Here is an 11,909-nt window from a genome sequence, read left to right as displayed (position 1 = left end):
CGCAATGATGCTTTCGCCTCACGCCACCCATATCGACCTGCCCGCGCTGATCCGCCTTCAGGCGGACGCCAGGGCCCTGAAGCTGCCAGCCGCACGGCCGGTGCGCAGTCAGCAGGCCGGCCTGCAGAGGTCTCCACAACGGGGCAGAGGCATGGCATTCGCGGAGGTGCGGCAGTATCAGCCGGGTGATGACATCCGCAGCATAGACTGGCGGGTGACCGCCCGCCGCCAGGCCCCCCATACAAAGCTATACGAGGAGGAACGGGAGCGCCCGGTTCTGCTGCTTTGTGATCTCGGGCCCACCCTGTTTTTTGCCAGCACAGGGGCCTACAAACAGGTACGCTGCGCGCAAATGGCCGGCATTCTGTCCTGGCTGGCGCTGTGGTCCGGAGATCAGGTCGGGGGCATTGTGTTCAACGGCCGGGAGCTGACCGTGCAGCGCCCTGCCCGACGCAAAAAATCCGTGCTGCAACTGCTCGACACCCTGGCGAAACAACAGAGGCTACCGGACAACCCGCAAGCGCCGGATGCGCGGGCAACCGCACTGACGGCCAATCTGGATACCGCGCTTGGCGAGGCCCGACGCGTTGCCCACACCGGCAGCCGCATCTTTGTGATCAGCGATTTCCTCAACCTCACAGCGGATACCCCCCGACTGCTGGGCGCTCTGGCCCGGCACAATGCCGTCAGTGCCCTGCGCATTGCCGACCCGTTGGAGCTGGAGCTGCCGGATAGCGGGCGCTTCGCCGTGGCCGGTGAGGAAGGCCCGGTGTGGTTCGATGCCGGCAATTCTGCATTCCAGCAGGCCTGGCACGACAAAGTGGCGCATCACGAAGCCGATCTTGCCGACTGTTTCCGAACCGGAGGGGTCCGGCCAGCGACCGTAATGACCGGCGATGAGCCGGCCATCGTGCTGCAATCCCTGCTTGGCCCCAGAGGGAGGATCGGCTGATGGAACAGGATCCGCTGAGCCAGCTTCGGGATATCCAGCTTCCCGAAACCGGCGGCTTCTGGCCCCCGGCACCGGGCTGGTGGCTGCTCCTGGTTCTGGTGCTGATCGCACTGATGGCCCTCTTCCTGATGATCCGTCGCCGCCGGCGCAGACACCGCTGGTTGCGGATTGCGCGCCGGGAGCTGGACCTGCTTGCCCGGTCCCGCACCGCCTCTCCCGAGTGGTTTGCCCAACTCAATGCCCTGCTGAAACAGTGTGCCCGCACACGCTACCCCACGGAGCGCCCGGAGGCCATGAGCGGCGATCAGTGGGCGGACTTCCTGTTGAAAACCAGTCCGCAAGACCGGGTGGCGTCGCGGCCTGCCGTTGAGGCCATGATCACCAGCAGCTGGCAACCGACAGCGTCGGCGGATCCGGACAGCGCTATCGCGTTCGCACGGGCGTGGCTTGGGGGTCAGTCATGCTGAGTCTTGCCTATCCCTGGGTGTTGCTGTTGGTGCTGGCGCCGCTGTTGGTCCGCCTGGTCCGGCGCTCGGGGCAATCGGTCGACGCACCGGTGCTGCCCGTCGGGCACTGGCTGTCGGATCTCCCCGGGGTTAGCCGCAGTGGCAGCCGCTTGCCCTGGTGGCAGGGGGTGTTTCTGCTGCTTGCCTGGCTGTTGCTGGTGGTAGCGGCAGCGCGCCCTCAACACGTGGGTGAGCCCGTGCAAATGCCGGTCAGCGGCCGCGACCTGCTATTGGCAGTGGATATCTCACCCAGTATGGATGAGCAGGACATGATCATTCAGGGCCGCGGCATCAACCGCCTGCAGGCGGTCAAGCGGGTGGTGGATGACTTTATCCAGCGTCGCGAAGGGGATCGCCTGGGCCTCCTGCTGTTCGGCACTGAACCCTATATCCAGGCGCCGCTGACCTTCGATCTGGCGACCGTACGCACACTGCTGAATGAAGCCGGAATCGGCATGGCCGGTCGCGCCACCGCCATCGGCGATGCTATCGGACTCGCGGTCAAACGATTGCGAGACCGCCCTCAGGAGCAGCGCGTGGTGATCCTGCTGACCGATGGCGCCAACACCGCCGGTGAGATCACCCCCGACAAGGCCACCGAAATTGCCAAGGCAACCGGTGTGCGCATCTACACCATCGGCATTGGCGCCGAATCCATGATCCAGCGCGGTTTGCTGGGCTCCCGCCAGGTGAACCCGTCACGGGATCTCGATGAAGCCCTGCTGGAACGCATGGCCGAGCAGACCGGCGGCGAGTTCTTCCGCGCCCGCAGCCTGCCGGAACTGGAGATGATCTACCAGAGTATTGATCAGCTCGAACCCATTGAGCTTGAAGGCAAACATTACCGCCCGGTGACGGACCTGTTCGTCTGGCCGGCTGCCGCGGCGGTCTTGGTCTGGCTGTTATTACAGGCACTCAAACTGGCGCGGGTGGCGGGCGTACGCAATCCCGATAATCCGCGTCAGCGGGGACAACGGAGGCCGCGCCATGGCTGACTTCCACTTCCTGCGCCCGCTGTGGCTGTTGCTCCTTCTGGCCATTCCATTCCTGCCAGTGATGTTCCGCAAGGCGCGCCAGAGTGACAGCGGCTGGGCACGCATCATCCCGGATCGGTTGCTGCGCCCGGTCATCACCCGCCATGGTCAGTCCAGCGGGCACAGCCGGTCACCCTTGCTGGTTGCCGCCGCAGCGCTGCTCGTTCTGACCATTGCGCTGGCAGGGCCCGCCTGGCGTCAGGTGCCAACGCCGCTGCAGCAACAGAATGACAGCCTGGTGGTGGTACTGGATTTGTCGTTGTCGATGCTTGCCACGGACGTGGAGCCCGATCGTCTGACCCTGGCAAAGCGCAAGATCCGCGACATTCTCGATCAGCGGGAAGGCAGCCTCACCGCCCTGGTGGTGTATGCGGCGGACGCCCACGCTGTCAGCCCTCTGACGGACGACCGCAACACTATCGTCGGCTTGCTCGATGTGCTCGATCCGGTGATCATGCCGGCGCCCGGAAACCGGGCCGATCTCGGCGTTGCGCGGGGGCTGGCGTTGCTGGAACAGGGTGCCCCCGGGGACGGTCAGCTGCTGCTGTTGACCGATAATGTCAACGACCGCTACCAGGACCAGATCACGGAAACCCTTCGAGACAGCCCGTTCCCACTGAGCACCCTGATCGTCGGCACTGCGGAAGGCGGCCCCATTCCGTTACCCAAACAGGGCTTTATCCGCGAAAACGGCAGTATCGTCATGGCCAAGGCCAGTCCGTCGGCATTGCAGCAATTGGCCAGCCGCAACGGTGGCCGTAGCCAGCGCCTCACCATCGACGACACCGACATCAATAACCTGCGCCTGCGGTCCGAAGACGCCGGGGAGTGGCAGGACAGCGAGCGGGATCTCACCGTCAATCGCTTTCAGGACGACGGTTACTGGCTGCTATGGCTGGCCCTGCCGCTGATTCTGATCGGGTGGCGTAAAGGCGCCCTTGCCCTGATGTTGTTCACTCTGCTGCCACTGGCACCCAGGCCCGCAATGGCACTGAGCTGGGCAGAACTCTGGGCGCGCGAAGACCAACGGGCACCTGCAATGATCGCCGAAGACCCGGCAAGCGCTGCCACGGAACTGGAGAATCCGGAGTGGCGCGGCAGCGCACACTACCGGAATCAGGATTACGAGGCCGCGGCAGAAGCGTTCGACCGCGCCGCCACGCCGCGGGCCGATTACAATCGCGGTAACGCTCTGGCCCGCGCCGGCAAACTGGAAGAAGCGATCAAGGCCTATGACGACGCGCTGGACGCAGAAGCCGACATGGAAGATGCCCGTGTCAACCGGGATCTGGTGGAGCAACTGCTGAACCAGCAGCAGTCAGAAAACCAGTCCGGGAACGGCGACCAGGACCCGGACAATCAGAACAGCGACGATAATGGGAGCGACAGCGACCAGAATCAACAAGGCAATGACAGCAACAACGGTGAACAGGATCCCGACAGCCAGCAGGGCGACCAGAGTGGCCAGGAGAGTGGCCAGGAGAGTGGCCAGGAAAGCAGCGAAGAAACCGGCGAGCAGCAGAATAGCCAGAGTGGTGCGCCGTCAGACCAGGAGAATGGCAACGAGCCACCACAGCAGCCCTCTGGCGCCGAAAAGTCTGCCACGGCCAATGACGCCAACGGCCAGCAGCAACCGGCGCCGGCAGAATTGACCGAAGCGCCCCTGACCCAGGGCCAGGAGCAGTGGCTGAGGCGGATTCCGGACGATCCGGGCGGACTGTTACGGCGGAAATTCCTGCAGCAGTACCAGCAACGAGATACTCAATCCGACGAGGGTGATACCCCATGGTAAACCGGCTTGCGACCCCCTTCTTCCTGACCGCCATGCTGTTCTGCCTGGCGTGGCCCGCCTGGGCCGAGAATGAACTCACGGTAGAGCCGGACAGAGCACAACTCTACGAGGGCGAGGTGCTCACGCTCAATGTGCGGGGCAGCATGAAGATCGACATCAACCTCGGCAACCTGTTCGATCTGGACATTTCCAACCTGCCGTCACCGGACATCGAAAAAGTCGAGGAAGACTTCGAGATTCTCGGGCGCAACCAGCGCTATAGCATCCGCACCGTCAACAATGAAATGGTGGGCGAAATCACCTGGACCTTCGAGCTGGCGCCTAAGACCACCGGCAGGCTGACCATCCCGGCCCTGACCTTCCAGGACGCCCAATCAGAACCGGTGGATATCAATGTGATGAGCGGAAGTCCACCGCAGCAGGACAGCGAGGAACCGCGGGACAGTTTCATTGAGCTGTCCACTGACAAAGACGAGGTGTTCGTTCAGGAACAGCTGGTGCTGACCATCAAGCTGTTTTTCAGCGGCAATTTGATCCGTGGCGAATTGTCCGAACCCGAGCACCCGAACGCGATCATTGAAACTCTGGGCAAACAGCGGGAGTACAGCCGCTACCGCGACGGCGCACGCTTTCGCGTGGTGGAGCGGCGTTACGCGATCTATCCCCAGCAGCCCGGGGAATTCACCCTCAATACTATCCGCTTCGAGGGGCGGGCACGCACCCCGGACGGCCAACTCAAGTTCCTGCGTGACAGCGAGGACCTGTTCGATATCCCGGTGAAAGCCATACCCGCCAGTTTCAGCGGTGATACCTGGTTGCCGGCGCGCAGCCTGGAGCTGACAGAGTCCGGGCTGCCCGAAAACCAGACACTGACCACCGGCCAGAATCTGACCCGCACACTGGCACTGAAGGCGGAGGGATTGCCCGCAGAAACGCTGCCACCGTTTACGGAAATGGACGTGCCGGGCATCCGCACCTACCCGGAAACCCCCGAACGGAACACCGACGCCACCGGCGACGGCCTCACCTCTAGCCTGACACAGACCACGGCCATGGTGCCCGTGCAGCCAGGCAACCTGATTGTGCCGGAGATACGCATTGCGTGGTGGGACACCGAGGCGGATGAGGAAAAATACGCCGTGATTCCTGCTCGAACCCTGGCCGTGAAGGCACCACCGGGTCAGGCACCGGCGCCGTCACCCCGCCAGGACAAAAAGCCGGATACAGGCGCCGACACCGCCCAGCAAGCTGCCCCGGCCATGCCGGGGAGTTCCGGTTTCTGGCCGTGGCTCAGTCTGATTCTGGCCCTGGCCTGGCTGGTAACAGCGGGCTTGTGGTGGCGCACAAGGGGCAAAAAGGATGCGGGGCAGCGCGGCCAGCCGTTGGCCACCGACGAAGGCGAGAAAGTCCTGTTCGAGCAGCTGTGCAAAGCGGCCACCACCGGATCCTCGAACACCCTCAGGCTGCTGCCGCAATGGGCGAACCGGCATTTTTCCCACCGCGGTGGTATCGACCACCCGTTTGACAGCGTTGCCGAGGTCACAGCCCATGTGGGCGATGCGCGCCTGAGTGAACAGCTTGAGGCCCTGCAGCGCCACCTGTTTGGCAAGCCCGGGCAAGAACAGGAACCGTGGCACGGTTCAGCGCTGGTCGCCGCCCTCAGGCGGGTTCGCGGCGATCGTGCTTCCCTCGCCAGCCAGGCAGACAGCCTGCCTCCGCTGTACCCGGAAGGGCTGACCGGTCACTCGTGAGCCCGGGCCTGACGGCCGGCTTCAGTCCCGCAGCTGGTGGTCAATCACCAGGGTTGCAGCGACCTCCCGGTTATCGGTCACGGCAACCGGATCCGTCACTACACCCTGCCAGTCGCCTTCCTGGGCCTTCGCCGTACCGGACGGCGACAGGCGAGCCACCAGCAAGACTTCGGCGGCTTCCGACACGCGGTTTTCCGGCGACATGGTGTAGCGGTCGTCAAGACGGATGTCCGCTGGCAGATCCCCTGCGGTCAGACGCGCCACCGCTAGCGGAACGCGATTCTCCCGATCCGTGCTGCGGGCAAACACGAACAGCGTGGTGTCATCGGGGATCTGTCCTTCGAAGGCTTCCGTCAACTCAACCCGTACCGTCACACCGGGTCCGTTGGCCTCTGCGACCTCCTGTTCTGGCGCATCCCGGCCGAGTCGTTGATAGGCCTCGCGGATGCCCTCGCGAATGGACGCGATCTGCGGATGATCTGGTGCCACGTCGACAATGCGTTCCCAATAGCCTACAGCCTGTTCGTAGTTTTCCCCGCTGAACGCGGAGATGCCCAGCAGACCCAGTGCATTGACCTCGTCCGGATTCAGCGCTCGCGCCTTGCCGATCGCTCGGGTGACATCATCGTTCAGTGCGCCCTGACTGTTAAAGAACAGCGCCTGGGCAGACAGCCCCCAGGCCGTGGCTTCGGACTGTTGGTCATCCTGCACCTGGCCGGCCAGCTGTTCAAACGCCCAGGCTGCATCCTCGTATTGCTCCAGACGCATGTAGCTGCGCCCGAGCATGGCCCAGCCCTCGGTATTGTCAGGCTTGGCTGCCAGGCGTTCCCGCAATTGTTCGGTGAGCCGGGTCATCTGCTGAACACGGTCGCCAGAGGAGGCCGTCATTTCCTGCATCGCACGGTACTGCGCAACGTCCTCCATGGCGCCCCACTGCTGGTACATGTACACCGCAGCCGCAGGCACCGCCAAAAAACTCAGCAGGGCAATGACCAGGGCGCTGCGGCGACCCCGCCCCGGCGTAACCCCACCCGCCGAGCCATTGTCAGCGTCAGGGACATCGTCCAGCATGCTGCCCGCCAGCTCTTCGCGCAGTTGCCGGTAATTCTCTTCATCGAGAATGCCGGCCTGGTATTCGCTGTCGAGCTCCTCCATGCGGGAACGATAGGCCATCAGATTCTGATTACGCAGATCCAGTTGGGCGCGACGATCCGCGCAGTGCGAAAACAGCGGCCAGATAATGAAAGCCAGCGACAGGCATATCAGCGCCGCGGCGAGTATCCAGAATAAAGTATCAGTCATAGGAGTTTCGTAACGTGTTGGAAGGGAGTGGAAACATCAGATCAGGAGTGGCTGTTCCGGTCTTCGCCGGCCAGCAACCGGCTGACCCGGGCCTGCTCCTCGGAAGTAAGGCTGGCGCCCTGCTCACCGCGGCGGCGCGACCGTATCACAATGCCGCCGACCACCAGCAGGCCGATACCCACGGTAATGGCGGGTGTCGCCCACAGTAAAAAGGTACGACGGTCCACCTCCGGGTTGTAGCGCACAAACTCGCCGAAGCGATCCACCAGGGCACCGACAATGGCGTCGTCTGACGCGCCATCCTGCATCATCAGGTAGACCGCATCCCGCATGTCCTTTGAGATCGGTGCATTGGAGTCGGCAATGTTCTGATTCTGACACTTCGGGCAACGCAGCTCGGATATCAACTCGCGGTAGCGCTGCTCCTCCGCCAGGTTATCAAAGCCCTGGACGTTCGCCTCGTCGGCGGACACCGTCTGTGGCAGCATCGCCAGCAGCAGACACATGGCAAACCACCGGGCCATCACGCGCCCTCCCGGTATCGAGTCACCAGCGGTTCCAGGTCTTCTTTCCAGACCTTTTCATTCACCACCCCGACATGGCGGTGCCGCACAATGCCCTCGGGGTCAATCACGTAGGTTTCCGGCGCGCCGTAGACGCCCAGATCAAAGCCCAGCGTACCCCGGGGGTCGTAAAGGGTCACCGCATAGGGGTCACCCAGGCGCTCCAGCCAGACCAGCGCATCTTCGCGATTGTCCTTGTAGTTCAGGCCGATAATACGCACGCCCTTGTCCTCCGCCAGCCACAACAGGTCGTCGTGCTCGTCGCGGCAGGCGGGGCACCAGGTGCCCCACACGTTCAACAGAGACACCTCGCCCCTGAAAACCTCACCGTCCAGTTGCCGCTCAGCGTCAGCGAGATCGGACAGGTTAAAAGCTGGCACGGGTTTGCCAATCAACGCAGATTCCAGCCGATTGGGATCTTTGCCGATACCTGCGAAAAGCACCACGCCAAGCACGATGACCAGAATCACCGGCAAAAACAGGAACAGGCGCTTCATGACAGCGCCTCCGCCGCGTCGCCCCGGGGCTCGGGCGTAGTGGCGGCGCGCTTCTCAGTAGCCTTGTCGCGGACACGATAGCGCCGGTCCGCGATGGCCAGGAAGCCGCCGGCGGCCATGAAAATCGAACCCAACCACAGCCAGCGCACCAGCGGCTTGTATTGCAGCCGGATCGCCCAGGCGTCGTCGCTGATGCGCTCACCGACCGCGACAAACACATCGCGGAACAGTCCGGCGTCAATGCCTGCCTCGGTCATGACGCTGCGCTGCACGAGGTACTGGCGTTTTTCCGGATGCAGGATCGAGACAGCATCTCCGTCCATCGACACTACAAAAGTGCCATACTGGGCGGAAAAATTGCGGCCCTGGCGATCCCCGATCTCGATAAACTCGACCTGGTAATCCCCCACCATCGCGGTGTCACCCGGACTCATGCGCACATCACGTTCGATCCCGTAATTGGAAACTACGGTGGCACCGGCCATGGTGATGGCCATGCCCAGATGCCCCAGCACCATGCCGTAATAGCTCCGGGACTGGCGCTTGAGGCCATACAGCCGCCCTTTTCTCGACGCCGATTTGTCCCACAAATCCCAGAGGGTCGCGACCGATACCCACACCGCTGCGAAACAGCCCATGAAGGCCCAGGGCTTGAATCCACCATAGACCACCATCAAAACGGTGGTTACCAGCAGGCTGACCGCCAGCGGCCACAACAATTTACGACCCAGCCAGCCCCCGTCGGTTTTCTTCCAGCGCGAGAACACTCCGGCGCCCATCAGCAATCCGGTCGCCACGGCCAGCGGGCTGAAGGTGAGATTGAAGAATGGCTCACCGATGGACAACCGCCCCATGTCCAGGTAATCCAGCACCAGCGGGTACAGGGTTCCGATCAGAACCAGCAGTGTGGCAGCCACCAGCAGCACGTTGTTTAACAGCAGAAAAATCTCCCGCGACATCGAGCCGTAGCGGGAACGGACATGCACGACCGGGGCACGAACCGCGTAAAGCATCAGGCTCGATACAATGGTGATGGCCAGCAGCGCCAGCAGGAAAGTACCGCGCTCAGGGTCGGAAGCAAACGCATGCACCGAGGTCAGTACACCGGAGCGGACCAGGAAGGTGCCCAGCAGGCTCAGCGAGAAGGTGACGATGGCCAGCAGTACCGTCCAGCTCTTGAACACACCGCGTTTTTCCGTCACTGCAAGCGAATGCATCAGTGCAGTGCCCGACAGCCAGGGCAGCAACGAGGCGTTTTCAACCGGATCCCAGAACCACCAGCCGCCCCAGCCAAGCTCGTAATAAGCCCACCAGCTGCCGAGAGCAATGCCCAGCGACAGAAAGGCCCAGGCCACCGTGGTCCAGGGGCGCGACCAGCGAGCCCAGGCCGCATCCAGCTTGCCATTGATCAGCGCGGCGATGGCGAATGCAAAGGCAACCGAGAAGCCCACATACCCCATGTACAGCATCGGCGGGTGGACGATCAGCCCGAAATCCTGCAGCAGCGGATTCAGGTCGTTGCCGTCTGCCGGCACGTTCGGCAGCATCCGGTCAAACGGGTTGGACGTCAGGATGGTGAACAACAGGAAACCCACGGTGATCATGCCCATCACCGCCAGTACCTGGGCAATCATCACCGAGGGCAAGCGGCGGCTGAACACCGCGACGGCGAGCGTCCAGCCTGCCAGCATCAGAATCCACAGCAACAGTGAGCCTTCATGGCCGCCCCAGACCGCACTGAACTTATAGTACCAGGGCAGCATACTGTTGCTGTTATTGGCGACATAGGCCACGGAGAAGTCATCAATCAGGAAGGCGTAGGTGAGAATCGCGAAGGCAATGGCGACGAACACGAACAAGCCGGCCGAGAGCGGGCGTGCAAACGCCTGCAGATTATCCCGGCCGGTTACCGAGCCCGCCAGCGGGACCACAGAAAGAAGCACAGCAAGTAGTAGCGCAAGTATCAGCGCAAACTGTCCGAGTTCCGGATACATCAGACCTCTCCCAACGTCAGCAAATAGAAATCGTCTCAGTAGGCCGTGTCTGCGCTACTGCTGTCACCGGCCTTGAGCTTTGCCGCCGAGGCTCTTTCCAGGGCTTCGGCCACTTCCGGTGGCATGTAATTCTCGTCGTGTTTCGCCAGCACCTGATCGGCCACAAACCGGCCATTGTCGGCCATCCGGCCCATGGCGACGACCCCCTGCCCTTCGGCAAACAAGTCCGGCAGAATGCCGGTGTATTCCACCAGCACGGACGCATTGAAATCGGTGACCTTGAACTCCACCTTCAGGCTCTCCGGGTCCCGCAGCACCGATCCTTCCTCGACCATACCGCCGGCTCGGATTCTGACATCCAGCGGCGCTTCACCGGCCGCGATCTGGCTGGGGTCGTAGAACAGGTTGATATTCTGGCGCAGGGCATAGGTCGTCAGCCCGACAGCAACGGCAATCCCTGCCAGTAGAAACAGCACAATGGTCAGTCGTTTTCTTCGAATCGGATGCATCGGTTTCCTGCCGTTCAGTCTTGAGATTCGTGAACCCGGTTGAAGCTTGCGCCAACCGCGGCCTGGGGGGTAGCAGACTGACCAGCCGCAGCGCGGGCCATGTCGCGGCGCTGGGCAGACACCACCCGGCGGCGCTGCAGCAGTGACCAGTAAACCAGCGCCCCCAGCAACAAAAAGAACACACCATAACAGGTCCAGACATAGGGACCGTGGCCTTCCATGACGATAAGCGCAGTCAGAGAATCAAACGCCATGTGATCAGTTACCCTCCGCCTGAACCAGCTCTTTAACCCAGCGGGTACGGCGTTCGCGAATGAGTATTTCCGTTTGCATGCGCAGGCAGGCAAACCAGCCAAAAATCAGATAAAGCCCCAGCACCGACAGTAAAAGAGGCACCCACATTTCCATGGGCATGGAGGGCTTTTCCGTCAGCTTGAACGTGGCGGGCTGGTGCAGCGTATTCCACCACTCCACGGAATACTTGATGATAGGTATATTCACCACCCCCACCAGCACCAGAACCGCCACCGCCCGCGCCGAGGATTTCTCATCGGAAATCGCCGCGCCCAGGGCGATGACACCGAAATACAGAAACAACAGAATCAGCATGGACGTCAACCGTGCGTCCCAGATCCACCAGGTGCCCCAGGTGGGCTTGCCCCAGACCGCTCCGGTAAACAGAGCCAGGAACGTGAGCACCGCACCGACCGGCGCCGCCGCTTTGACAAACACGTCCGCCAGCTTCATCCGCCAGACCAGAGTGACCAGCGCCGCCGACGCCATCATGACGTATACGGATTGGGCCAGAAAGGCGGATGGCACGTGGATGAAGATAATCCGGTAGCTGTTCCCCTGCAGGTAATCCTTAGGGGCAAACGCCAGCCCCCACACCAGGCCGGCAAACAACAGCAACGCCCCGCCCCACAGCAGCCAGGGCATCAGCCTGGTCGCAATACCGAAGAACCACTTTGGCGAGCCCAGCTTGTGAAAGAATTGCCACATCCGGTGA

Annotated in this window: 12 protein-coding genes; 5 read left to right on the top strand and 7 right to left on the bottom strand. The window is 62.4% G+C overall.

Going from position 1 to position 11,909, the window contains the following annotated elements:
- Positions 1 to 4: 4 nt before the first annotated feature.
- The 5 genes from MLC70_RS11875 to MLC70_RS11855 are packed head-to-tail and all read left to right on the top strand — an operon-like array spanning position 5 to position 6,035.
- The gene (locus MLC70_RS11875; RefSeq protein ID WP_248183996.1) at positions 5 to 952 is read left to right on the top strand and encodes a DUF58 domain-containing protein; all 948 of its coding nucleotides are present in this window, start codon (positions 5 to 7) and stop codon (positions 950 to 952) included.
- The gene (locus MLC70_RS11870; RefSeq protein WP_248183994.1) at positions 952 to 1,419 is read left to right on the top strand and encodes a DUF4381 domain-containing protein; all 468 of its coding nucleotides are present in this window, start codon (positions 952 to 954) and stop codon (positions 1,417 to 1,419) included. Before MLC70_RS11875 ends, MLC70_RS11870 begins: the two co-directional genes overlap by 1 nt.
- Entirely contained in the window at positions 1,413 to 2,453 is a 1,041-nt protein-coding gene (locus MLC70_RS11865) for a vWA domain-containing protein (RefSeq protein ID WP_248183993.1), read from the top strand. Before MLC70_RS11870 ends, MLC70_RS11865 begins: the two co-directional genes overlap by 7 nt.
- Positions 2,446 to 4,284: a vWA domain-containing protein gene (locus tag MLC70_RS11860; protein WP_248183992.1), complete on the top strand. Its 1,839-nt coding sequence runs from the start codon at positions 2,446 to 2,448 to the stop codon at positions 4,282 to 4,284. The genes MLC70_RS11865 and MLC70_RS11860 overlap by 8 nt, the downstream gene beginning before the upstream one ends.
- Positions 4,278 to 6,035 carry a BatD family protein gene (locus MLC70_RS11855; RefSeq protein WP_248183990.1) on the top strand — a complete coding sequence of 586 codons (1,758 nt, stop codon included), beginning with the start codon at positions 4,278 to 4,280 and terminating at the stop codon, positions 6,033 to 6,035. The genes MLC70_RS11860 and MLC70_RS11855 overlap by 7 nt, the downstream gene beginning before the upstream one ends.
- A gap of 21 nt (positions 6,036 to 6,056) precedes the next feature.
- Here MLC70_RS11855 and ccmI read toward each other — a convergent pair whose 3' ends face one another.
- From ccmI to MLC70_RS11820, 7 genes are read right to left on the bottom strand one after another with little or no spacing between them, the layout of a single operon-like run.
- A complete protein-coding gene (gene ccmI / locus MLC70_RS11850; RefSeq protein WP_248183988.1) occupies positions 6,057 to 7,337 on the bottom strand; it encodes a c-type cytochrome biogenesis protein CcmI in 1,281 nt (426 codons plus the stop codon).
- A 41-nt stretch (positions 7,338 to 7,378) separates the two neighbouring features.
- Entirely contained in the window at positions 7,379 to 7,861 is a 483-nt protein-coding gene (locus MLC70_RS11845) for a cytochrome c-type biogenesis protein (RefSeq protein WP_248183987.1), read from the bottom strand.
- The gene (locus MLC70_RS11840; RefSeq protein WP_248183986.1) at positions 7,861 to 8,397 is read right to left on the bottom strand and encodes a DsbE family thiol:disulfide interchange protein; all 537 of its coding nucleotides are present in this window, start codon (positions 8,395 to 8,397) and stop codon (positions 7,861 to 7,863) included. The genes MLC70_RS11845 and MLC70_RS11840 overlap by 1 nt, the downstream gene beginning before the upstream one ends.
- A complete protein-coding gene (locus MLC70_RS11835) occupies positions 8,394 to 10,391 on the bottom strand; it encodes a heme lyase CcmF/NrfE family subunit (RefSeq protein WP_248183985.1) in 1,998 nt (665 codons plus the stop codon). Before MLC70_RS11835 ends, MLC70_RS11840 begins: the two co-directional genes overlap by 4 nt.
- Positions 10,392 to 10,426: 35 nt before the next feature.
- Positions 10,427 to 10,900, bottom strand: a complete 474-nt coding sequence (ccmE, locus tag MLC70_RS11830) for a cytochrome c maturation protein CcmE (RefSeq protein WP_248183983.1) — start codon at positions 10,898 to 10,900, stop codon at positions 10,427 to 10,429.
- Positions 10,901 to 10,914: 14 nt separating this feature from the next.
- A complete protein-coding gene (gene ccmD / locus MLC70_RS11825) occupies positions 10,915 to 11,154 on the bottom strand; it encodes a heme exporter protein CcmD (RefSeq protein ID WP_248183982.1) in 240 nt (79 codons plus the stop codon).
- A 4-nt stretch (positions 11,155 to 11,158) separates the two neighbouring features.
- Complete coding sequence (locus tag MLC70_RS11820; RefSeq protein ID WP_248183981.1) at positions 11,159 to 11,902, bottom strand: heme ABC transporter permease; 744 nt, start codon at positions 11,900 to 11,902, stop codon at positions 11,159 to 11,161.
- Between the last annotated feature and the right edge of the window lie 7 nt (positions 11,903 to 11,909).

Source organism: Marinobacter goseongensis, assembly GCF_023156235.1.
GTDB classification, from domain to species: domain Bacteria; phylum Pseudomonadota; class Gammaproteobacteria; order Pseudomonadales; family Oleiphilaceae; genus Marinobacter; species Marinobacter goseongensis.
Note: the sequence above shows the minus strand (reverse complement) of the source record. Positions and strands in the feature narration are given on the sequence as shown.

Excerpts from the sequence above, each read along its gene's own strand:
- MLC70_RS11875 (WP_248183996.1), top strand. The coding sequence starts at position 5 with ATGATGCTTTCGCCTCACGCCACCCATATCGACCTGCCCGCGCTGATC.
- MLC70_RS11870 (WP_248183994.1), top strand. The coding sequence starts at position 952 with ATGGAACAGGATCCGCTGAGCCAGCTTCGGGATATCCAGCTTCCCGAA.
- MLC70_RS11865 (WP_248183993.1), top strand. The coding sequence starts at position 1,413 with ATGCTGAGTCTTGCCTATCCCTGGGTGTTGCTGTTGGTGCTGGCGCCG.
- MLC70_RS11860 (WP_248183992.1), top strand. The coding sequence starts at position 2,446 with ATGGCTGACTTCCACTTCCTGCGCCCGCTGTGGCTGTTGCTCCTTCTG.
- MLC70_RS11855 (WP_248183990.1), top strand. The coding sequence starts at position 4,278 with ATGGTAAACCGGCTTGCGACCCCCTTCTTCCTGACCGCCATGCTGTTC.
- ccmI (WP_248183988.1), bottom strand. The coding sequence starts at position 7,337 with ATGACTGATACTTTATTCTGGATACTCGCCGCGGCGCTGATATGCCTG.
- MLC70_RS11845 (WP_248183987.1), bottom strand. The coding sequence starts at position 7,861 with ATGGCCCGGTGGTTTGCCATGTGTCTGCTGCTGGCGATGCTGCCACAG.
- MLC70_RS11840 (WP_248183986.1), bottom strand. The coding sequence starts at position 8,397 with ATGAAGCGCCTGTTCCTGTTTTTGCCGGTGATTCTGGTCATCGTGCTT.
- MLC70_RS11835 (WP_248183985.1), bottom strand. The coding sequence starts at position 10,391 with ATGTATCCGGAACTCGGACAGTTTGCGCTGATACTTGCGCTACTACTT.
- ccmE (WP_248183983.1), bottom strand. The coding sequence starts at position 10,900 with ATGCATCCGATTCGAAGAAAACGACTGACCATTGTGCTGTTTCTACTG.
- ccmD (WP_248183982.1), bottom strand. The coding sequence starts at position 11,154 with ATGGCGTTTGATTCTCTGACTGCGCTTATCGTCATGGAAGGCCACGGT.
- MLC70_RS11820 (WP_248183981.1), bottom strand. The coding sequence starts at position 11,902 with ATGTGGCAATTCTTTCACAAGCTGGGCTCGCCAAAGTGGTTCTTCGGT.